13 protein-coding genes are annotated in these 23,437 nt (G+C 41.4%); 10 read left to right on the top strand and 3 right to left on the bottom strand.

Annotated elements, in window-relative coordinates; genetic code table 11:
* Positions 1–5 precede the first annotated feature (5 nt).
* The 10 genes from D0T60_RS02525 (at position 6) to D0T60_RS02480 (ending at position 18,231) form a co-directional block, all read left to right on the top strand.
* A complete protein-coding gene (locus D0T60_RS02525) occupies positions 6–3,170 on the top strand; it encodes a SusC/RagA family TonB-linked outer membrane protein (protein WP_370524365.1) in 3,165 nt (1,054 codons plus the stop codon).
* 12 nt (positions 3,171–3,182) lie between these two features.
* Positions 3,183–5,288, top strand: a complete 2,106-nt coding sequence (locus tag D0T60_RS02520) for a RagB/SusD family nutrient uptake outer membrane protein (RefSeq protein ID WP_163216567.1) — start codon at positions 3,183–3,185, stop codon at positions 5,286–5,288.
* A 20-nt stretch (positions 5,289–5,308) separates the two neighbouring features.
* Entirely contained in the window at positions 5,309–6,304 is a 996-nt protein-coding gene (locus D0T60_RS02515) for a DUF4973 domain-containing protein (protein ID WP_163216566.1), read from the top strand.
* 480 nt (positions 6,305–6,784) lie between these two features.
* Positions 6,785–7,708: a glycoside hydrolase family 43 protein gene (locus D0T60_RS02510; protein WP_163216602.1), complete on the top strand. Its 924-nt coding sequence runs from the start codon at positions 6,785–6,787 to the stop codon at positions 7,706–7,708.
* 576 nt (positions 7,709–8,284) lie between these two features.
* The gene (locus tag D0T60_RS02505) at positions 8,285–9,358 is read left to right on the top strand and encodes a glycoside hydrolase family 105 protein (protein WP_163216601.1); all 1,074 of its coding nucleotides are present in this window, start codon (positions 8,285–8,287) and stop codon (positions 9,356–9,358) included.
* A gap of 106 nt (positions 9,359–9,464) precedes the next feature.
* Positions 9,465–12,182 carry a glycosyl hydrolase 2 galactose-binding domain-containing protein gene (locus tag D0T60_RS02500; protein ID WP_163216565.1) on the top strand — a complete coding sequence of 906 codons (2,718 nt, stop codon included), beginning with the start codon at positions 9,465–9,467 and terminating at the stop codon, positions 12,180–12,182.
* 1 nt (position 12,183) lies between these two features.
* Positions 12,184–13,293 (top strand): glycoside hydrolase family 130 protein, encoded by a 1,110-nt coding sequence (locus D0T60_RS02495; RefSeq protein ID WP_163216564.1) that lies wholly within the window; start codon positions 12,184–12,186, stop codon positions 13,291–13,293.
* A 217-nt stretch (positions 13,294–13,510) separates the two neighbouring features.
* Complete coding sequence (locus tag D0T60_RS02490; RefSeq protein WP_163216563.1) at positions 13,511–14,614, top strand: glycoside hydrolase family 105 protein; 1,104 nt, start codon at positions 13,511–13,513, stop codon at positions 14,612–14,614.
* 48 nt (positions 14,615–14,662) lie between these two features.
* Entirely contained in the window at positions 14,663–16,696 is a 2,034-nt protein-coding gene (locus D0T60_RS02485; RefSeq protein ID WP_163216562.1) for a hypothetical protein, read from the top strand.
* Between the two features lie 146 nt (positions 16,697–16,842).
* Positions 16,843–18,231, top strand: coding sequence for an FAD-dependent oxidoreductase (locus tag D0T60_RS02480; protein WP_163216561.1), 1,389 nt, complete (start codon positions 16,843–16,845; stop codon positions 18,229–18,231).
* A 4-nt stretch (positions 18,232–18,235) separates the two neighbouring features.
* On the opposite strand, the gene D0T60_RS02475 is transcribed toward D0T60_RS02480, so the two are convergent.
* The 3 genes from D0T60_RS02475 to D0T60_RS02465 form a co-directional block, all read right to left on the bottom strand.
* On the bottom strand, positions 18,236–19,774 hold the full coding sequence (locus D0T60_RS02475; protein ID WP_163216560.1) for a YifB family Mg chelatase-like AAA ATPase: 1,539 nt from the start codon (positions 19,772–19,774) through the stop codon (positions 18,236–18,238).
* 48 nt (positions 19,775–19,822) lie between these two features.
* A complete protein-coding gene (locus tag D0T60_RS02470) occupies positions 19,823–20,920 on the bottom strand; it encodes a TlpA disulfide reductase family protein (RefSeq protein WP_163216559.1) in 1,098 nt (365 codons plus the stop codon).
* A gap of 328 nt (positions 20,921–21,248) precedes the next feature.
* Positions 21,249–22,949: a tetratricopeptide repeat protein gene (locus D0T60_RS02465; RefSeq protein ID WP_163216558.1), complete on the bottom strand. Its 1,701-nt coding sequence runs from the start codon at positions 22,947–22,949 to the stop codon at positions 21,249–21,251.
* Positions 22,950–23,437 lie beyond the last annotated feature (488 nt).

Raw genomic sequence — 23,437 nt, 5'->3', positions numbered from 1 at the left:
ATATGATGAGAAATTTTCTATTAACATGTATGTTACTGTTGGGTCTTGCTGTCAATGTGTTGGCGCAGGAGTACATTACAGTAACAGGAATCGTGACCGATACGAATAAGGAACCCATGATCGGTGTGAATGTATCTGTAGCAGATATGCCAGGGATGGGAGCAATTACAGATATAAATGGTAAATATTCTATCAAAATGCCGTCATATCGCACATTGGTATTTACCTATATTGGATTTGATAAGCAGGAGGTATTGGTAAAAGAGCAACGGGTGATGAATGTTGTGATGAAAGAGTCCGAAGCTAATATTATTGATGAAGTGGTAATTACTGGTACAGGAGCCCAAAAGAAGATTGCAGTAACCGGAGCGGTTACTAATGTAAATGTAGAAGAACTGAAGAGTTCTCCAAGTAGCTCAATGGCTAATGCTTTGGCAGGGGTGGTTCCCGGTATTCATGCAATGCAATCAAATGGTCGTCCGGGTACAGTATCTGAGTTTTGGATACGTAGTATTGCTACTTTTGGAGGAAATAGCTCGGCGTTAGTGCTGGTTGATGGTTTTGAGCGGGATTTGAATGAAGTGAGTGTAGAAGATGTGGCATCGTTTACTGTATTGAAAGATGCCTCAGCTACTGCTATCTATGGTAGTAAAGGTGCTAATGGAGTTATTTTGATCAATACGCATCGGGGAAAAGAGGGGAAAATTAATATCAATGTTAAGGTAGAAGGATTTTACAATACCTTAACAAAACTTCCGGATTTTGCAGATGGTTATAAGTATGCTTCTCTGGCTAATGAGGCGAGAATCACTCGTAATCAGGAACCAATTTATCGACCGGAAGAATTGGAAATTTTCCGATTGGGGCTTGACCAAGATTTGTATCCGACCGTAGATTGGATGGATATGATGTTGCGTGATGGAGCTTGGAGCTCTCGTGCTACTTTAAATATGCAAGGTGGGGGTAAAACAGCCCGTTATTATGTGGGTGGAAGTTATCAAGATGACCAAGGTATGTATAAAGTAGATAAAGCGATGAAGGATTATAATACCAATACCAATTTCCGCAAATGGACTTATCGTATGAATGTGGATATTGATATTACTCGTACTACCTTATTGAAAGTTGGTATTTCCGGTTCGTTGAGGAAACAAAATGATCCAGGTACAGGAACAGATAATATTTGGAAAGCATTAATGGCATATAGTCCGATCATGTTACCTTACGAATTTTCGGATGGAAAAGTACCTGCTTGGGTGAAAGAGGATAAAAACGATCCTTCGAAAGCATATTATGGTATCAACCCTTGGACACAGGCTACACAAACCGGATATAATGAAAGCTGGAAAAATAGTATTCAGACTAATGTGGTGCTGGAACAAGACTTGAAATTTGTTACAAAAGGATTAAAATTTATTGGTCGCTTTGGATATGATACCTATAATGATAACTGGATTAAACGTATTAAGTATCCTGAAATGTTTAATGCGGAAAAATCTCGGGAGTCAAATGGTGATATCCTTTATACAAAAATGTTTGAGGAAAGAAAAATGACTCAAAGTGCTTCGGGCTCTGGAGAGCGCAAGGAATTTTTGGAAGCAGAATTACATTATGATCGAGGAATTGCAGACCATCGTTTCGGAGCTGTTGTGAAATATACCCAGTCTTCGAAGGTTCAGACACAGAATATCGGATCGGAAATTAAAAATGGCATTGCTCGTCGGAACCAAGGGGTAGCAGGACGCGTTAATTATAATTGGAAATATCGATATTTTATTGATTTTAATTTTGGATATAATGGTTCTGAAAATTTCCATAAGGATCACCGTTTTGGCTTTTTCCCAGCTCTTTCCGGAGCATGGAATCTGGCAGAAGAGGATTTTATTAAAAACAATCTACCTTGGATGAACATGTTTAAAATTCGTTACTCTTGGGGCAAAACAGGGAATGACGATTTAAGAAATAATAATAATGATCCGGTTCGTTTCCCTTACTTGTATACTTTGGAAAGAATGTATGAAAGAGATGACAATGGAAATTTAAAAGATGGCAAATATACAGATACTGGTGGTTATCAATTTGCAGATAATGGATATGGTCGATATTATAAAGGATTGCGTTATTCACAATTAGCTTCTCAAGATGTTTCATGGGAAATTTCTACGAAACAGGACTTAGGTATTGACTTTAGCCTATTTGATGATAAGATTTCGGGATCTGTGGATTACTTTCATGAAAAACGTACAGGTATTTATATGGAACGTAGGTTCTTACCTTGGATTGTTGGCTTATCGGCAGTAAATACAAAAAATGCAGTACAGCATCCTTGGGGAAATGTGGGTAAAGTGAAAGCAGAAGGTTTTGATGGAAATATCGCTTTGAAACATAAAGTGGGCAATGTGAACCTGACCATCCGTGGTAATATGACTTATGGTAAGAATAAGATTTTGGATCGTGATGAAGAAAACTCTGTTTATGGGTATAAACAACAAGCAGGGCATCGCGTGAATCAAGCTATGGGTTTGATTGCATTGGGCTTGTTCAAAGATTACGACGAGATCCGCAACTGGCCAACACAGTATGGAGATGTAATGCCGGGTGATATTAAGTACAAAGATATTAATGGAGACGGTAAAATTAACGATGATGATAAAGTGGCGATTGGTGCAACTACCAAACCTAACTTAACGTATGGTTTTGGGCTATCTGCCCGTTGGAAAGATCTGGATGCAAGTGTGCATTTTCAGGGAGTAGGCAAATCGAGCTTTTTTATTGATGGCAAATCGGTTTATATGTTCTCGAGTGGTAATGCTTGGGGAAATGTATTAGACGAAATGACTGATAATCGTTGGATTTTGGGCGAAAACGAAGATCCTAATGCAAAATATCCACGTTTAACCTATGGTAATAATGAAAATAATAACCGCAACTCTACATTTTGGTTAAGAGATGGCTCTTATCTTCGTTTAAAAACCATAGATGTAGGTTATTCCTTACCAAAAGCATTAGTGAATAAATTCTACCTGAATAAAGTACGTTTCTTCTTTATTGGTACCAACTTGCTTACATTCTCTAAATTTAAGCTTTGGGATCCGGAAATGGGAAGCTCGAATGGAGAAAAATATCCACTTAGCAAAACCTTCTCTGTGGGTGTATCAGTTAATCTATAATAAGATAAATATATGAAAAAGATAATAATAATTTTATCCTTTGTGGCAGGATTAGGCTTTTCGTTAACCGGGTGTTCCGATTACTTAGATTCTGATTATCTGTTTGATGAACGTTTGTCCATAGAGGATGTGTTTACTAGTAAAGATTACACCAATGAGTGGATAGCCCGTGCTTATTCTTATTTGGCAAGTAATCATCTTCAAGATGTTTGTAGTAAAAAAAGCATGCCTTTTAATTTTGCCGATGATATGTATTTTGGTGATGAATCTGATGGATACAAAAAATGGAAAAGCGGACAATACTCCGAAACAGGAGTACTTGGCTCTAACAATCAGAGCGAGATGGTTTGGAAAAACGCTTATCAAGGTATTCGTCAAGTTTCTATCTTTCTGAATAATATTGATTTGAATAAAGAGTTCACCAAAGAAGAAATTGACGACTTCAAAGGGCAGGCTCATTTTCTGAAAGCCTATTTCTATTGGTTTATGCTACGTTTATATGGCCCAATACCTCTTCTCCCAGATGAGGGGCTTGATTATATGGATTCGTATGATAACTTGGCTTATCCCAGAAGCTCGTATGATGAATGTGTGGAATACATAACTGGTGAGTTGGTAAAAGCAGCAAATCTATTACCTCTTTCTCGATCTATACAAGATATAGCACGTCCTACGCGGGGAGCTGCTCTGAGCTTACGTGCAAAAGTATATTTGTTTGGTGCGAGCCCATTATATAATGGAAAAACCCCAAAAATGGCAGCTGATGCTTTGGTGAATAAAGATGGAAAGCGCTTGTTACCGGAAGCATACGATGAGTCGAAATGGGCGAAAGCCGCAGCCGCAGCGAAAGATGTGATGGATATGAATTACTATGAGCTATACACAGCTCCTCGTAGAGATATAGCTATTGATCCGTTTGCTTATCCTGCAACAATTACTCCCCCGGCTGATGGCGATTTCTCGGAGCATGCTTGGCCAAATGGTTGGAAAGACATTGATCCATTTGAATCTTATCGTTCTTTATTTAATGGGGAAATAGCTGCCAATGACAATCCGGAATTGATTTTTACTCGTGGTCAGAATCAGGGAGGAGAAAATATGAAAGTATTAGTTATGCATCAGCTGCCTCGTAAAGCTGCCGGTGGTTATAATTCGCATGGTATGACACAAAAACAGTGTGATGCCTATTATATGAATGATGGAAGTGATTGCCCGGGGATGAATGATATGTATGTAGGGCAAAGTGGATATGAGGGACGCACCAATGTACTTCCACGTCCGGCAGACTTTGTTGCAGCAGCAGACTTAGCTAACTATCCGGAATTGGGTCCTCAAGGGACTGGCGTTTCTAAACAATATGTACAGCGTGAACCACGTTTTTATGCTTCAGTAGCTTACAATGGAAGTACATGGAACTTACGAAATTATAAAAATGATGCTGATCATGAAGAAGAACCAAATGTGCAGATATTCTATTATAGAGGTGGAGGTCATGATGGATATAAAACTTCCACTTATTGGCTGCGTACTGGTATTGGTATAAAAAAGTATGTGCATCCGGATGATATCAGCTATACACATAAAACGGCTTATGATGTCAGTCGAATTAAATTTAAAGCAGACCCGGCAATTCGTTATGGAGAAATATTATTGATTTATGCGGAAGCTTTGAATGAATTAACTGGTACCCATAGTATTCCCTCTTGGGATGGTAGTAAAACGCATTCCATAAGTCGTAGTGTGGATGAAATGAAAAAAGGTATTCGGCCTATTCGTATTCGTGCCGGAGTACCTGACTATAGTGCAGATGAGTATGGTAATATGGATAAATTCCGTATAAAGCTGAAACGTGAACGTCAGATCGAGCTTTTTGCAGAAGGACATCGTTATTTTGACTTAAGACGCTGGATGGATGCTCCAGTGGAGGAAGCCACTCCGGTATATGGTTGTAATGCGTTGGCTACAGAATCAATGAAAGTGCAGTTCCATACACCTGTTATGTGTACAGATTTGCCAACTATTTTTGCAGAAAAAATGTGGTTCTGGCCCATTAATCATACAGAGCTTAAACATAATATCAATCTGATTCAAAACCCAGGTTGGACAAATCCTGAATAAAACATTAAGCGATTGAAAAGATGAAAAATATATATTATCTATTTTTAAGTGTGATGGTAGCTATAGCCTTTACATCATGCAATAATGAATGGGAAGATGAACAATATGTACACACGGTTTCTTTCAAAGCCAATCCAAATTCCCAGGGAGTAACAGAAGCGTATGTTCGTTATAAACCCGGAGGGGTGGTAAGGTATGATCTGCCAATGATTCTCAGTGGGTCTACTATGAATAACCAGAATTTGACAGTGAAAGTCGATTTGGATCCGGATACTTTGGCTGCATTGAATAAAGAGATATACGGACATCGTGAAGAACTTTATTTTGTTCAGTTGGATAAGAAATATTACGATATGCCGGAAACAATCGAATTTCCAGTGGGAGAATGTGCCACTACTTTTCCTATTGATTTTAAATTGTCAGGGGAGTTAGATCAGGCAGATAAATTTGTACTTCCATTACAAATTGTAGATAATCCGTCATTGGGTTATCAGGCTAATCCCCGTAAGCATTATCGGAGGGCTATGATGCGTCTTACTCCTTTCAATGATTACTCGGGTACTTATGATGCAGCTCAATATAAAATTTATATTGATTCTGATACAAGTACTCCTTTAACGATATCATCTACACGGGCATTTGTTGTAGATGAAAGAACTGTCTTTATTTATGCAGGAGTAAGGGATATCGACTATTTGGACCGTAAGTTATATAAGATTTTTATAGAATTTGCCGAAGATAAGGAAGATAAAAGATTGAAAATTTATACAGATAATCCAAACATTGAGTTAAATGTAGATGCACAATCTCCAGCCTATTATACGATGATAGACGAAATGGATGAACTGAAACCATATTTAAAGAAAGTCTATATTATGATTAATCTGAAGTATTCGTTTGTGGACTATACCACTATACCGGGTCAGAAGATCAAATATACAGTAGATGGTTCTTTGGCAATGCAACGTAACCTCAACACCCTCATCCCTGATGAAGATCAACAAATACAATGGTAAAATAAAGTTTGTTTTTATTTAAACTAACCCGAAAAGGAGGATTTGCCAATCCGGTAAATCCTCCTTAAACCAAGAATTATGAACGACATACCACGATACAAATTATTGAGGGGTGCCTGCTTTCTGGCAGGCATCCTTTTATTTTTTGCCTGTAGCACCGACTCATCGGAGAATAATACACCTCCCGGCGGTGAAGATGGACCCAAAACAGAAACACCTATGGAATCTGTTTCTGAACTTACAGCCAAAGAAACTAAGAAAGCCAATGAACTCCAGTTGGATTGGAAGAACCCAACCAATGCAGTATTGATAGAAATTTCATATATGTTGGAAGAAGGAAATAAAACTCCCATAATAACCAATGTACGAGTACAGGGCGAAAAGAACAGTACCTATACGCTTAAGTTACCGGAATATGCAACCTATCGGATTGGAGCGATAGCCATTGATAATTACGGAAAACGATCAAAAGAAGTAGTCATCTCTGCTACTCCGGCTAAAGAAGATGCTAAAGAACCGGTTGTTATTGTAGAAAGTAAACTGCCAATAGCCGATCCATATATACTCTATTGGGAAGGAAAATATTACGCTTATGGTACCCGTGTAAATGGTTTCGAAGTCTATATATCCGAAGATCTGAAACATTGGAAACGAAATGCAAATAAGGCATTAGCACCGGAAAGTTCCTGGGGTACCAAATGGTTCTGGGCGCCCGAAGTGTATTATGTGAAATCGAAAAACTTATTTTATATGTTCTATTCTGTGGAAGAACATATCTGCGTGGCAACGGCCATCTCTCCCGAAGGACCATTTATACAGCACGAAAAGAAACCTATTGTAGCAAACGAAAAAGGAATTGATACTTCGCTTTTTATTGATGAGGATGGCAAGGCTTATCTCTACTATGTGCGATTCACAGGTGGAAATGTGATTTGGGTGGCCGAGATGAATGATGATTTGACCGGCATAAAAACCGAAACGCTGACTAAATGTATCAGTGCTTCCGATGCTTGGGAGAAAAAACAAGGAACCATTGCCGAAGGTCCCTCTTTGCTGAAAATAGGGAAAACTTACTACCTGATTTATTCTGCAAATCACTATGAAAGTAAAGATTATGCGGTAGGCTATGCAACGGCAAGTTCGCCCAAAGGACCTTGGACAAAATATACCGGAAATCCGATCTTACGTAGAGACAAGGATGCCGCTAAATCGTTGGGATTGGTCGGTACCGGGCATGGAGCACCTTTTATTTGTGCAGATGGTAACTATAAATATATCTTTCATGCACATGGAAGCGAAACCAGTGTAGGACCTCGTACCTCTTATATAAGTAACTTTAATATCTCGAATCAGGGGGTGATTAGTATCACCGGAGAAACGATTGCACCGGTCAGAGTTGAATAATCAAACCCTATAAAAACAAATACCATGAAGTGTGTGAGCAGAGTCTATTTCCTTTTATTTCTTTTATTTATCTTGGGAGCTACATGGAGTAGCTGTTCCGATAAAGATGAAGCACCTGCGCCTCCTGCCCCGCAAGAGCCGGGTAATGTGGAAAAAGAAAAATACACCTATTCCTATTCTCTGAAGGAAGGTAATTATAATATGCCAACGGCAGGTACTATTTCTCCTGAATATAACGATTCTCCAGAAGGACAGGAAATTAGTAACTTGGTAGATGGAGACTGGAATTCCTCTTTTTATACTCCTAATCCTACCTTCTCAATGTTATGGAAAGGGAAAGAACCGGTGGTGGTACGTTATTATTCGATAATGGCAACCGGAAATAAAGAAGGAAATGCACCGACTGCCTGGTCTCTGTATGGATCGAATGATAATATAAAATGGATAGAATTGGATAATAGAGTCAGGCAGGAATTTGAAAAATCAGAGAAGAAGTTACTTTCCATACTTAATGAAGAAGCCTATTCCTACTATAAATTGACGATTCACCATAACAAGGGTGGAGAAGGCATAGAGATGCAAGAATGGATGTTGCAAACCAAACGAACCATTGATACCCCTTTATTAACTAACTTTCCGGCAGGAAGTACGCCTAAAGAGATTGGTAAGCGTTTGGGAAATCTTTTTGCTAAAGGAAAACATAACGGGAAGACGCTCGGTTATGCCGAAACATTTACCTGGAGCGGTGCTTTGAAGTATGCACAAGTAATGAAAGATGATGCATTGCTCAAACCTTTGAAAGATGGTTTTGAGTCTTTCTTTACAACAGACAAGAACTATCTGCCTGCTATGGATCATGTGGATCGTAATATGTTCGGTAGCCTTCCGCTGACCTTGTATTTGATAACCGAAGATAAACGGTATCGAGAGATGGGAATGCCTTATGCCGACTCTCAATGGGTGGCGCCGGATAACGCAAGTGCCAATGCAAAATCGTGGGCACAAAAAGGATATAGTTGGCAGACACGCCTGTGGATAGATGATATGTATATGATTACCATCATACAAACGCATGCCTATAAAGCTACAGGCAACTTGGCGTATGTGGTTCGCGCAGCCAAAGAAATGGTGTTGTATCTGGATGAATTACAACGCCCTAACGGGTTGTTCTATCATGCGCCGGATGTTCCGTATTTCTGGGGACGCGGAAACGGATGGATGGCAGCGGGTATGGCAGAGGTGCTTCGTTATTTGCCCGAGTCAAGCCCTTATTACCAACGTATTTTGCAAGGTTTCCAAACTATGATGGCCAGTCTCAAGGAATACCAAACCAGTGAGGGCATGTGGAGACAGTTAATAGATAAATCGGACTGTTGGATAGAAACCTCCGGAACGGCTATGTTTACGTATGCCTTTATCACAGGTGTAAAGTATGGATGGCTGCCGATGAAAGAATATGGTGAAGCTGCTCGCAAAGCGTGGTTGACAATGCTTACTTACATCAACTCGAACGATAAAGTAAGAGAAGTGTGTGTAGGCACCAACAAAAAGAATGATTTACAGTATTATTATGATCGTCCCCGAAATACAGGCGATTATCATGGGCAGGCTTCTTATCTTTGGTGTACGGTGGCCCTTTTAGAGAAGTAATGAGACTAATCTCTCATTTATTGACCAATTTCTTATATTTTGAATAAGAGTAAATCTTTATTTTTGCTTCTGGACTAAGACAATTTTATAATCATAATGCTTGAATATGTACAGTGTAATCAAACCTCTTTTTTGCTTGCTGCTATTGTTCCTATATTCTATAGGAGCAGTAGGGCAAACCAATGTGAATGAAACCCAAAAACCGGAACGTCTTTACCTCGATTCCGACATCACCCACCAGGGCAACTACCGGTGGAAAATGATAAAAGCAGGCGATGTTTCTGCCTCCGGCGAAAAGATTTCTCTTTCCGGTTATGGCACCGAAAGTTGGCTGCCTGCCATTGTGCCCGGTACCGTTTTAAACTCATTGGTGTACAATCAAAAATATCCGGAGCCTTATTACGGAATAAATAATAAAATAGAATCGAAATTGATACCCGATATTTCGGAAACCGGGCGTGACTTTTATACTTATTGGTTCCGTACCGATTTCACTGTACCTGAATCCTTTAAGGGAAAAACTGTGTGGTTGCAGGTAGATGGTATTAACTACCGGGCAGAAGTCTGGGTGAATGGCAATCTGCTAAGCACCATTAACGGAATGTTTTTGCAGGATTATATTGATGTAACGGCTTTTGTTAAGGTAGGAAAGGAAAATGGATTAGCCATCAAAGTGTATCCCGTAGATGTTCCCGGCAGTCCTAAACCTAAGTCCTGGGGAGCTGTTGGCGAGTTTCAGAACGGTGGAAACGGTAATATCGGCTTAAATACCACTATGTTGATGAGCGTAGGTTGGGATTTTACCTTTATGGATGGTATTCGCGACCGTAATACAGGTATCTGGAAAAACATCTCTCTCTATGCTACGGGCAGAGTGGCGTTGCGTCATCCTTTTGTAAAATCCGAATTGCGTAAACCGGGGTACGACCAGGCAAGCGAGACTGTATCTGTAGAAATTATCAACCCATCTACCAACAATCGCGTGGTTCAATGCAAGGTAAAAGGGGAGATTCTGGGAGAGAATATCACATTCGAAAAGACCTTTCCTGTAAAACGTGGTGAAGAAAAGCTTGCAGTTTTCTCTCCAAAGGAGTTTCCACAGCTCGTTATAGATGCTCCTAAACTGTGGTGGCCCGTTTATAAAGGACCGCAGAACTTGTACGACCTGAAACTGACAGTATCTGTGGATGGTGTAGCCTGTGATTCCGTACAAACCCGATTCGGTATTCGGGAGATTACTTCCGATACAAAAACTCCCGATAAATCGCGTGTCTTTTATGTAAATGGCAAACGATTGTTTATTCGTGGTACCAACTGGATACCCGAAGCTATGCTCAGAACCTCCAATGAACGTACGTATGCCGAGTTGAGATACACCCGTCAGTCCGGAATCAATTTGGTAAGAATGTGGGGAGGTGGTATTGCGGAGTCCGATTACTTCTTCCAACAGTGTGATGAACTTGGATTATTGGTATGGCAGGAATTCTGGATGACCGGAGATACACGTCACCCTCATGATAAAGGTTTGTACTTGAGCAATGTAGAGTCTACGATAAAACGTATTCGTAATCATCCTTCATTGGCTTATTATGTAGCTTCTAATGAGAGTACGGAAACAACCGGAACTCCCGAATTAGTGAAAAAGTTAGATGGTACTCTTGGTTACCAAATGCAGTCCGAATGTGATGGTGTACACGATGGTAGTCCTTATAAACAGGTAAATCCGATGCAGCACTACGAGAATACAGCTTCTCCGAGGGGGAGTCGTGTAGACGGCTTCAATCCGGAATATGGTGCGCCTACCCTTCCAACCGTAGAAATCCTTCGGGAGATGATGGATGAGAAAGACCTTTGGCCTATCAATAAAGAAGTGTGGGACTACTTGGATGGCAATGGCTTCCACCTGATGAGTACCATGTACACAGACCTGGTGAACAACTATGGGAAATCTTCTTCCATTGATGAGTTCGCGAAGAAAGGACAATTGTTAGGTGCAATCAATTCTAAAAGTATTTGGGAAGTATGGAACTACAACAAGTTGGATTATGGAGATCGCTTCTGCTCCGGGCTTTTATTCTGGTACCACAACTGTCCGGTAAAACAGGTATCTTCCCGCATGTGGGATTGGTCTTTGGAGCCTACTGCATCGCTTTATCACACAGCCAATTCGTTGGAACCTTTGCATGCTCAGTTCGATTATCTGAAGAATACGGTATCTGTGGTGAATGATTATTATCAATCTTTCAACAACTATAAAGTAACAGCACAGGTGTACGATATTAATAGCCGGAAGGTATTCGAAGAGTCTGCTACCGTTAACCTGCCGGAAGATGGGGTAGCCAACGATGCATTAACCATTCGCTTCCCTGAAAACATCTCTCAAGTACACTTTATTAAGTTGACGTTGAAAGATGAAAAAGGGAAAGAAGTATCTTCTAACTTCTATTGGCGTTCCAACGATAAGTACGAAGGTAAGAATACCCTGACCGGTCCGGCGGCATCAGGTTTCGAAGACTTGAGTAAGCTGAAACAAGCCAACGTAAAACTGTCTTATAAAGTAAGGGAAGATGCAGATAATTACTTTGTGGATATTGCATTGAGAAATACATCTAATCAGATTGCTTTCTTTAATCAGTTGCAGTTCCTGAATGGAAAGAAGAGTCCGATACGTCCGTCGTTCTATACCGATAACTTCTTCTCGATGATGCCGGGTGAAAAGAAAACAGTAACCATTGAAACGGCTAAAGGGAAATTGAAAGACGGAGCCATGCTGGTGCTGAAAGGGTGGAATGTAGATAGTCAGGAATATAAACTCAAGAAATAAAATGAAATTAAAGTTTATAATAACACTACTGACAGCAACTCTTCTTTGCCAAGTACAAGCGCAAGACTGGGCGATAGGACCTTTTATTCGTCCGGAGGGAGTGAACCCCGTTATTTCACCTCGCTCTACCGAATTCTATTGCCCCATGCAAAAGAAATTAATGAAGTGGGAAGAGAGTGACACCTTCAATCCGGGGGCTACCGTAAAAGATGGAAAGATTGTGGTGCTTTACCGGGCCGAAGATAACTCCGGGCAAGGAATTGGCAAAAGAACCTCTCGCATTGGTTATGCCGAGAGTAAAGATGGAGTTACCATGACAAGAATGGAAAGCCCTGTGCTCTTTCCTGCCGATGATGAATTTGTAGACATTGAATGGCCGGGTGGTTGCGAAGACCCCCGCGTAGCCATGACCGAAGACGGACTGTATGTGATGCTTTATACTGCTTGGAATCGCCAGAAACCGCGTTTAGCTGTTGCCACTTCCAGAGATTTGAAGAACTGGACCAAGCATGGACTTGCTTTTGCAAAGGCATACAATGGACGCTTTACCAAAATAGCCAGTAAATCGGCCTCCTTACTAACCAAAATGAAGAAAGATAAGTTGGTAATTGATAAAGTAGATGGTAAGTACTTCATGTATTGGGGAGAGTATGCCGTTCATGCAGCTACCTCCGATAACCTGACAGACTGGTACCCGGTATTGGATGAAAAGAATGAATTAAAGAAATTAGTCACCCCACGCAAAGGGCATTTCGATTGTATAATGACCGAATGTGGTCCTCCTGCTGTTCGTACCAAAAATGGCATTATATTGATGTATAACGGAAAGAACGCAGGGGCAAACAGAGACATGAGTCTACCATCCGGAGCATATTGTGCAGGACAGGTATTGTTCGACAACAACGACCCTTATAAAGTACTGGATCGTTTGGAAAAACCTTTCTTTGTGCCCGAAGCTCCTTTTGAAAGAAGCGGACAGTATAAGGACGGAACCGTATTTATAGAAGGGCTTGCTTATCACAAAAAGAAACTATATCTCTATTATGGTTGTGCCGATTCGCAATTAGGTGTAGCTGTAAGCAAAGACGTTAAGAAATTGAAGATTAAATAAAACGCATACCACCATACAAATCAAAGAATAATTATTAAGTAGATGCTCATAATTAGTTGTATGATACCCCCTCCGCCCTTCGGGCACCTCCCCCTTGCAGGGGAGGAGTCGATGCCGCAGGAATTCCTCCCCTGCAAGGGGGAGGTGCCCGAAGGGCGGAGGGGGTATTTTATAAATTAATTATGAATACCTACTTAAACAAATAAACCAATATATTATGAATAAGAAACTTCTTCTCCTACTATTCCTTTTACCCTTCCAACTGTTGATTGCTCAAAAGAGTCAACTTAAAAACTTCCCCGAGGGTTCTACTCCCGAAGAGATAGGCAAACGAATGGCATATCGGTTCCTAACCGAGAACCACGCCCTTCATATTGGGAAATGGATTGGCTATCCGGAAACATTCTATTGGAACGGTTCTCTCAGGTATGCGGAACTGGCAAAAGATAAACCATTAGTTAAACTTCTACAAGCTCGGTTTGAGCATTTGTTCACTACCGAAAAGGCCTTTTTGCCTATTATGAACCATGTAGATGTAAACATGTTCGGTAGCTTGCCCCTTGAGCTGTACCGGGTAACCAAAGATGAGCGTTATAAAACATTGGGATTACCATACGCCGATACCCAATGGCAAGTACCCGCCGAGGCTAACGCCAAAGAAAAAGAATGGGATGCTAAAGGATACTCCTGGCAAACCCGTTTGTGGATTGATGATATGTATATGATTACCATTGTGCAGACCAGAGCCTATAAAGTAACCAACGATCCGAAATACATTGACCGTGCAGCCCGCGAAATGGTGATGTACCTGGATGAACTGCAACGTCCGAACGGTCTTTTCTACCATGCGCCGGATGTGCCTTACTACTGGGGGCGCGGAAACGGATGGATGGCCGCCGGTATGACCGAACTGCTACAATGTCTACCCAAGAATCATAAAGACCGTCCTCGTATTTTGGAAGGTTACCTAAAGATGATGGAAAGCCTGAAGAAGTATCAGAACCCCGAAGGAATCTGGAATCAGCTGATTGATAAGTCCGATTGTTGGTCGGAAACATCCGGCTCGGCCATGTTTACTTTCGCATTTATTAAAGGGGTTAAGAACGGTTGGTTAGATGCTAAAGAATATGCACCTGCCGCTCGCAAAGCATGGATTGCCTTAACTACTTATCTTAATGAGAAAGGACAGGTAAGAGAGGTTTGTGTGGGAACCAACAAGAAGAATGAAGAGAAATATTATTATGATAGACCCCGTCGCACAGGCGACTATCACGGACAAGGTCCTTACCTTTGGTGTGTGGGTGCGCTTTTGGAAAAGTAATTGAGTACTAACAGAATCAGATATGTTGATTCGTATAAAGAGATCTATATGAATATAAAATGTTTACTTTGCGGAGTGTTTCTTATAACACATACCATCACTGCCGGGGCTTCTCATCCTGTGTCGGAGCGTATTTCCGCATCTATTTCTTTGAAGGTGCCGGGCAATCAGGCGAAGCAATATCCATTGACTCTCCAAAAGTCTCTGAATGATAACACGTATTATCTGGAAACCTCAGAGAAAATTCCGGTGACCATCTCTCAGAGTTTAGAGAAAGATAATGGGAAGTTGCGAACAACTGTGTCTGTAACAGCCACGGAAGATATCTACTTCAATTTCAGCCAATTGCTGGCTACAGGCTTCCGGCACGATGATTGTCAATTTTATATGCCCGGGTTCTGGTATCGTCGTAATCTGCGTTCGCCCAAGTCTGCTCCATCGTTCCATACATCGGATAGCTGGATTGTTCGCGAAGATAGGCTAAGCGCACCCCTTACCGGAATTTTCAGTGAGAATGGTAAACAGTTTATCACAGTAAATCGGGTAGATCCCTTTATGACTTGTGCCCTTTCTACACACCGAGAAGGAGAAATTATTCTTTCCGGCGACAATTCTTTAGGATTTACCGGATTCGAGAATAAGAATGGAGTAGCCGCACTTTCTTTTGGATTTCCTTACCACGAAGCCCCCAAAAGCTACATCCGCAAATTAACACTGGCTCCAGAAGTAACCGCTTTCCAGTACTTGAAGAAAGGCGAGAGCATTCTGTTGACTTGGGAAATCTTTGAAGGCAAGGCAGATGATTATTCGGATTTTGTGCGTCGCACCTGGGAATATTGTTATGATACATACAGTCCAAAGCCTGTGAATACTCCTTATTCCATTCCGAATATGAAGGAAACACTGAGCCAATACTTTGTGAACAGCTTGGTAGATAAGCATCCTTTGGTTTATAACTCGGGTGCGCATCTTCATATAGATCAGTGTGCACAGAATGGCCGCGCCGAAGTTGGCTTTATCGGTCGTGTACTTCTCAACGCTTTCAATGCGCTTGAATATGGAATGGAAACAAACCGGGACGAATTGAAAGCAAACAGCTATAAAGTATTTGATAGTTACCTGAAACACGGCTTTACCAATGCCGGCTTCTTTAAAGAATGGGTGAACTTCGATAATAATAACTCCGAAGAGTCGGTGCTTAGCATCCGTCGCCAGTCCGAAGGAGTGTACGCCATGTTCCATTTCCTTACTTATGAGAAAGAGCACGGACGTCGCCACCCCGAATGGGAGCAACGCCTGAAGAAAATGCTGGATATGTTCATGCAATTGCAAAACGCCGATGGCAGCTTCCCTCGTAAGTTCCGCGACGACTTTACCATTGTTGATAAAAGCGGCGGTAGTACCCCTTCTGCCACCTTGCCTTTGGTGATGGGATATAAATACTTCAAAGATAAGCGCTACCTGGCAAGTGCCAAACGCACGGCCGATTACTTAGAGAAAGAACTGATTTCCAAAGCAGACTATTTCTCGTCCACCCTCGATGCGAATTGCGAAGATAAAGAAGCTTCTCTGTATGCAGCAACAGCCACTTACTACCTTGCTTTAATTACAAAGGGAGAAGAGCAAAAGCATTATGCCGACTTAACCAAGAAGGCTTCTTATTTCGCTCTTTCTTGGTACTACGTATGGGATGTTCCTTTTGCTCCCGGACAAATGTTAGGTGATATAGGTTTAAAGACTCGCGGTTGGGGGAATGTATCCGTAGAGAATAACCATATCGATGTCTTTATTTTTGAGTTTGCTGATGTACTCCGTTGGTTGTCGAAAGAATACAAAGAACCTCGCTTCTCTGAATTTGCCGAAGTAATATCAACCTCAATGCGTCAGTTACTTCCTCACGAAGGACATTTATGTGGCATTGCAAAAACCGGTTACTATCCGGAAGTAGTGCAACATACCATCTGGGATTACGGAAAGAACGGTAAAGGATATTATAACGATATCTTTGCACCGGGATGGACGGTTGCTTCTTTATGGGAACTATTCACACCGGGACGTGCGGAAGTTTTCTTAGCAAAATAAGTGTAGCTATTAAAATTTATATTTCTGAACCGCAGAGTTGCGCGGAGTTACGCAAAGTTTAAATTTCTTAGGGTATTAAAAGTTAAAACTCTGCGTTAATCTGCGTAACTCTGCGGTTCAAACCTTATCATTACTCAAAGAATAGAATGAATTCAAGAAGAGATTTTTTAAAGAAAGCCGGTCTGCTTGGTGCAGCCTTTGCAGTTCCTGCGCTGAGTGTACAAGGAGAAACGGCTCAATCTGCGATTCGTTTAAAAAACTCGAAGATTGCAGTAGATGATCAATGGGATGTAATTGTAGTAGGTGGTGGTCCCGGTGGATGTGCCGCTGCTATCTCGGCAGCCAGAGAAGGAGCAAAGACCTTGCTGATTGAAGCCATGGGGCAACTTGGTGGCATGGGAACGGCAGGGATGGTTCCGGCATGGTGCCCGTTTTCCGATGGAGAGAAAATTATCTATAGAGGTTTGGCTGAGAAGATATTCAATGCCTCTAAAGCCGGAGTACCCCATGAACGAAAAGATAAATTAAGCTGGGTGCATATAAACCCGGAGCATTTAATGAGGGTATATGACCGCATGGTGGCCGAGTCCGGCGCACAAGTGCTTTTCTTTTCGCGAGTAGCCGCGGTGGAGATGGCTGCTAATGATAAAGTAGACGCCATTGTGGTAGCTAATAAATCCGGACTTGTAGCCTTCAAAGCCAAAGTCTTTATTGATGCAACCGGCGATGGTGATTTAGCCGCCTGGGCAGGTGCTCCATTCAAAAGAGGAGACGACAAAGGACAAGTGCAAAGCTCTACCTTATGTTTCTCTTTTGCTAATGTGGATACTTATAACTATTTGAATGGCCCTTCTTTGCATACAAGTAATAAGAATGGCCCTATCTATAAAGCATTAGCCTCCGGCAAGTACCCGCTACTGGATAAACATTTGTGCAGCAACCTGATAGGCCCGGATGTAGTACAGTTTAACGCCGGACATCTGGATAATGTCGATTCTACCGATCCTTGGGCTACCACCCGTGCCATGGCTACGGGTAGAGAGATTGCCGAACAATACCTGGAAGCCATGAAGGAGTTTCAACCCAAAACATTTGGCAGTGCCTTCTTGGTAAAAACAGCCTCTTTATTAGGAGTGAGAGACAGTCGCCGCATTGAGGGAGATTATACCTTCACCGTAGAAGACTGGTTGGCACGCAAATCCTTTGACGATGAAATAGGGCGTAACAGTTATTATATTGATGTGCATAAACCCGGTCATAAAGAAACACGCTACAAGAAAGGAGAATCTCACGGAATCCCTTACCGCTGCATGACCCCCAAAGGGCTGAAAAACGTATTGACTGCCGGACGTTGTATCTCAACCGACGAAGAAGCTTTCGGAAGTTTGCGTGTAATGCCTCCTTGTTTGGTAACAGGTGAAGCGGCTGGTATGGCTGCCGTACATGCCATGAAGCAGACAAAGAATGATGTTCACAAGATTGATGTGAAGCATTTGCGTAAAAGATTGAAGGAGGAGGGGCAGTATTTCTTGTAGTCTTCTACCCAGCCCAATTCTCCCTATCCAGATTCCGATAGCTAATTGCTTCTCCCAAGTGGTGACTCTTTATGTGTTCGCTACCTTCCAGGTCGGCAATGGTGCGCGAAACCTTCAATATTCTATCATAAGCCCGTGCTGAGAGATTGAGCCTTTCCATAGCGGTTTTTAAGAGGCTCAATCCTTGGTTGTCGGGTTGGGCAAATTCAGCCAGTAGCTTACTGGTCATTTGTGCATTGCAATGGATGCCCGGGTAATTGGCAAAACGCTTTTCCTGAATCTGTCGGGCAGCTATTACGCGTTGGCGAATGGCTTCACTGCTCTCTGCCTTGCGTTTATCCGATATTTCTTCGAAGGCTACAGGAACAATCTCTGCCTGTATGTCGATACGATCGAGTAGGGGACCGGAGATGCGGTTGAGGTATTTCTGAACCTGTCCTGTAGAACAAACACAAGCTCTTGTAGGATGATTGTAGTAACCGCAAGGGCAAGGATTCATAGAAGCTATCAGCATAAAGCTGGCAGGATACTCCACCGTCCATTTTACGCGAGAGATGGTAATGTTCCGATCTTCCAAAGGTTGGCGAAGCACTTCCAGTACGGTTCTGTTGAACTCGGCTAATTCATCCAAAAAGAGTACTCCATTATGAGCCAGACTAATTTCTCCGGGCTGAGGATAATTACCTCCACCCACTAATGCCACTGACGATATGGTGTGATGAGGATCTCTGAAAGGACGTTTGGTGATTAAAGATGAGTTACGCCCCAACTTCCCTGCTACAGAATGTATTTTGGTAGTTTCGAGGCTCTCGCTCAAAGAAAGTGGGGGTAATATAGAAGGCAAGCGTTTGGCCATCATTGACTTTCCGCTTCCCGGCGCACCAATCATAATCAGGTTATGTCCTCCGGCAGCGGCTACCTCCAAGGCACGCTTTACGTTTTCTTGTCCTTTTACTTCTGCAAAGTCGAAATCAAAAATGTTCTGTTGGGCAAAGAACTCTTCGCGTGTATTCACAATGGTTTCTTGCAGTTCCATCTCGTTGTTTAGGAAAGAAACCACCTCCTTGATGTTGGATACACCATACACTTTCAGGTTGTTGACTACGGCCGCTTCGCGGGCATTCTGTTGAGGAATGATAATGCCTTCGAAACCTTCTTCGCGTGCTTTAATAGCAATGGGAAGTGCCCCTTTGATGGGTTGTATGCTTCCGTCGAGGCTTAACTCTCCCATAATAAGGTAGCGCGAAAGTTTATCGGAAGCAATTGTTTCGTTCGCAGCAAGCATCCCCATAGCCAATGGCAGGTCGTATGCAGCCCCTTCCTTGCGGATGTCGGCAGGTGCCATGTTGATGGTTAAATTGCTGGTAGGCATTTTGAAGTTATTTACCTGTAAGGCTGATATAATTCTTCGGTGACTTTCTTTTACTGCCGAATCCGGTAACCCTACCAGGTAAAACATACAACCTCTGGAACTATTTACTTCGATAGTTATAATAGTGGCGTCGACCCCTTGAACGGCTGCGCCGAAAACCTTAATGAGCATAGTAATATTTGTCTTTTGTTTGCACAGGCAAGAATGGAGCGAGAAGGCTTATTTCTTGCTTTTCTTTTTAGCTTTCTCTCTTTCCTCTTCTTTCTTCCTTTCTATCTCCACTAACTCTTTGATCTTTTGGGTTAGCTCTTCTCCCTGAATACCGCGTGCAATAACGTTGCCTTCTACACTGATAAGTATATTATAAGGTATAGTGGTTATAGAGTAACTTTTAACGGCGGAATTATCCCATCCTTCAAAATCGCATACTTGTTGCCATTCTAATGTATCGGCTTTGATGGTCTCTTTCCAGGCTGTTTTGTCAAGATCCAGAGATATGCCGACCATAGCCAGCTTGTCATCTAACTCTTTCTGTTTATTCTTCCCTTTTTTAGTGTAGCTTTTATATAGCTGGCGCAGTTCTGCATTCGATGTTTTGCAGGAGTCGCACCAGGTAGCCCAGAAGCTAAGTAGTAACACCTTTCCCCGATAGCCATAACGGTTTATCTTTTCGCCTTCCGAATCTGTTAAAGTGAAATTGGGGGCTGTGCTAAGCAGAACACTCTTTTCTGTTTCATCAATCAGCGCTTTGATTTTTCCTATATAGGGCTTGTCTTGCAATTCTCCATAGAGAACAGAGATTAGTTCTTTTATCTTTTTTGTGTCGAAAGAGTCCTTTTGAATGAAGTACTTGTCTAATAAGTAAATAGATGGAAGAGAGGCTTTGTGCGTACGGATAAATTCTTCCGCTTTCCTTTCAATAAGGCTATCCGGCTGCTCGTTTATGGGAGCGAGTGATTGATAAAATCCGGTTAGTTCTTCGTTCTGGCTGTTTCCTTTTACTTCCGGGATGGGGGAGATGTTAAGATCTCCTTTGATCTCTATTTTACCCCCCTTGTTCAGGTAGATTGGGTATTCATTTTGATAATCCAATACCAACATGGTTTGCAGTAGCGTATCCATGGGCATGGTGTATGAGAATTTGCCGTCTTTTACAGGGATTTTCTCTATGAAGTTGCCTAATTCATCGTTCGCGTAAAGCAACAATGTATCTTTGTTAATACCATTGATGGTACCTTCGATAGATACGGTGTCGGGTGTTTTACTACATCCGAAGAGTGATATGGCAGTGATTAATAGCGTATAAAGTCTTTTCATCTTACTGAAACTTTTTGCGAAAGTAGGGATATTTTCTTAGAGGACAAAATGATTAAATAGATATTCATAATTAGTTTTTGTTTTGAGTTATAGGGGAATGGATACGCGGAAAACGCGGAATGAGCGGAAACACGCGGAATTCTTTTTTTCTTGCGGCATAAGGACGAAAATATACCTTCCGCGTTCATCCGCTCCTTCTGCGTGTTCCGCGTATCTATATTAATCTGTCACTATGCACAATCATTGCTGGGAGGATATACAAAAAAAGAGTCGGCAACATCTTGCCGACCCTCTTTTCAAATAAAAAGCAAATATCTTTTTCAGAAGCTTATTTTAAAAGACCTAAGAAATCTGAGTTAGCGATATATTTAATGAACTCAAGATCTGTAGCTGCTTTCTTAGCTAATGAGTTGTCTTTTAGGATAGCACTTTTCAGGCTGCTGATTACCATTGAAGTGTTGTTTGTTCTTGCACCTAAAATAGCCATTAAATAATCTGTGTAAGCGTCAGGAGTAGCAACGTTTGTAAGTGTAGTTTTAGCTTTGTTGTAGTCTTTAGACAGGATTTGAGCTAAAGCAGCACTGTTAGTATTGGTGTTGCTGAAAGCGTTTACAGCTTTGTCGTACTGACCTTGTGCAACGTACAGGTTACCTAATGATTCGTTCAATTCGGCAGCACCCGAAGCTTTACCTAACAATGATTCGGCAGTACCTTTATCACCTTTAGCAAGGGCGATAAGTCCTAAGTTCATGTTAACTTCAGAAGCAGCAGAGTTAATGTTTGCAGCTTTTTTGAAGAGTGATTCAGCTTTCACTAAGTCGCCGGCTTGGTAAGCAAGTTTACCTAAGTTGTTGTAAGCACGGTGATCGTTAGGGAATTGTTGAGTTGCTTTAGTATAGATCGCATTTTGTTGAGCAGCATCTTTAGTTAAAGTTGCAGCATAAAGAAGTTCTTCAAGGTTCAACTCTTTAGGGTTAGAAGCAGCTAAGTTGCTGATTTCTGCATCAGATTTACCAATGATGTTATAGTTCAAAGTCAAGCGAGAACGTCTCAATTGAGGAAGAATTTCGTCTGCCAAAGTTTTGTAAACAGAAGAGATGTTTTTGATTTCTCTTTCTCTTTGTTCCGGATCTTTGTACATAGAAAGAACGCGAAGGATCAATTCTTTATCTTGAACATTTGATTTAGAAACCAATTCTTGGAATCCTTCCCAGTCTTGAGCTGTGTATTTAGCATCTAAAGCAGCATCAATTTTCGATTTCTTCAACTCGTTTTTCATGTACTTAGCTGTGTTTCCTTCGCGGCTTTCAGCAAGTTTGCTATTCAAACTTACACCACCATCGGGAGAAGCATAAGCAGATACTTCGATGTTGTCGATTTTTTTGTTAGGAGCTTCATTAACTTCAGCAATAACTTTTTTCAGTTCTTTGATGCTTGCAGAGTTCAATTCGCTTGAACGCAAGTTAGCTTGTTGAATCAAGAACATGATGTTAGCTTGATGAGCTTCTTTGATGATACGTTGGAAAGCATCTTGTCCGGTAGCAGGAGTAGCGCTTCCTAAAGTGTTGCCAAGTAATTCAGAAGTAGAAATTACACCATCTGCAATTTTAACGGCAGGGATAGAAACAGATTTGTTTCCTACTTTTGCTTTGAACTCAAGGTATAGCTCCGATTTAGCCATTTCGGGCACATAGTCGAAGTTAGCTTTCATGGTATAGTTACCTCCCATTTTGTAAGAGATGGTTTGATAGTTGTTTTCAACTTTCTCGCCTTGGAATACTGCGGTTTGTCCTTTTGCTTCGCCGCCTTTCCATTTCAATACAGGAGTTACTTCTACAATGGCTTTCTTGTTTAAGAATTTTTCCGGGAACTTTCCGTTGATAGTTACAGGAACCTTTCCGCCTACAGCTTCCAGAACTTGCGGATTCGTGGTGAAATAATCTGAAGATAATTCACCCATTTTGTTGCTACATGATGAAAGTGCAACAACCACTGTAAGAAGAAGTGGTAAATACAGTTTCTTGATCATCTCTTAAATTTAAAATTAAACGTTTATAATTGAACTATTTCTTCGTGCTCAAAAGCCCTTTTCCCTTAGGGCTACAAAATTACGCAAATATATTGATTCTTTAAAAGAAAATGTTAAATCAGGACTTAAAATTTTCATAAAGACATTCAAAAAAAGGTTTTTTAGGAGAAGTTTCGGTGTGGAGGCGACATTTTCACTTCTGATGCCGCCTGTTTGGTGCTTATTGCCGGTAGTAAAATGATGGTTGCATTTGCCCGAAATGATAGTAGCATTTGTGGTTGAAGACAGTAGCATTTTCTCTTGGCAGCAGTGCCTGAATTAAATTTTTCTTTTTTTTCTTTTTTGTTGTTCTCTATCATCATCAGTAGATTACTTCTTCTTTATATATTGTTATAAGGTCGCTATAACGAACGCTATAAATTCGCAGTGCTTGTTTTTTGAATTGAAACCTTCGATTATTCCCCATTTCATCGGCATTTTATCTTGTT

It is taken from the genome of Bacteroides sp. 224, from assembly GCF_010500995.1.
GTDB lineage: Bacteria > Bacteroidota > Bacteroidia > Bacteroidales > Bacteroidaceae > Bacteroides.
This window is presented reverse-complemented; position numbering and strand designations above follow the sequence as displayed.

What these genes read in the sequence shown, in the direction of transcription:
- D0T60_RS02525 (WP_370524365.1), top strand. Translation starts at nt 6, where the DNA reads ATGAGAAATTTTCTATTAACATGTATGTTACTGTTGGGTCTTGCTGTC.
- D0T60_RS02520 (WP_163216567.1), top strand. Translation starts at nt 3,183, where the DNA reads ATGAAAAAGATAATAATAATTTTATCCTTTGTGGCAGGATTAGGCTTT.
- D0T60_RS02515 (WP_163216566.1), top strand. Translation starts at nt 5,309, where the DNA reads ATGAAAAATATATATTATCTATTTTTAAGTGTGATGGTAGCTATAGCC.
- D0T60_RS02505 (WP_163216601.1), top strand. Translation starts at nt 8,285, where the DNA reads ATGCAAGAATGGATGTTGCAAACCAAACGAACCATTGATACCCCTTTA.
- D0T60_RS02500 (WP_163216565.1), top strand. Translation starts at nt 9,465, where the DNA reads ATGTACAGTGTAATCAAACCTCTTTTTTGCTTGCTGCTATTGTTCCTA.
- D0T60_RS02495 (WP_163216564.1), top strand. Translation starts at nt 12,184, where the DNA reads ATGAAATTAAAGTTTATAATAACACTACTGACAGCAACTCTTCTTTGC.
- D0T60_RS02490 (WP_163216563.1), top strand. Translation starts at nt 13,511, where the DNA reads ATGAATAAGAAACTTCTTCTCCTACTATTCCTTTTACCCTTCCAACTG.
- D0T60_RS02485 (WP_163216562.1), top strand. Translation starts at nt 14,663, where the DNA reads ATGAATATAAAATGTTTACTTTGCGGAGTGTTTCTTATAACACATACC.
- D0T60_RS02480 (WP_163216561.1), top strand. Translation starts at nt 16,843, where the DNA reads ATGAATTCAAGAAGAGATTTTTTAAAGAAAGCCGGTCTGCTTGGTGCA.
- D0T60_RS02475 (WP_163216560.1), bottom strand. Translation starts at nt 19,774, where the DNA reads ATGCTCATTAAGGTTTTCGGCGCAGCCGTTCAAGGGGTCGACGCCACT.
- D0T60_RS02470 (WP_163216559.1), bottom strand. Translation starts at nt 20,920, where the DNA reads ATGAAAAGACTTTATACGCTATTAATCACTGCCATATCACTCTTCGGA.
- D0T60_RS02465 (WP_163216558.1), bottom strand. Translation starts at nt 22,949, where the DNA reads ATGATCAAGAAACTGTATTTACCACTTCTTCTTACAGTGGTTGTTGCA.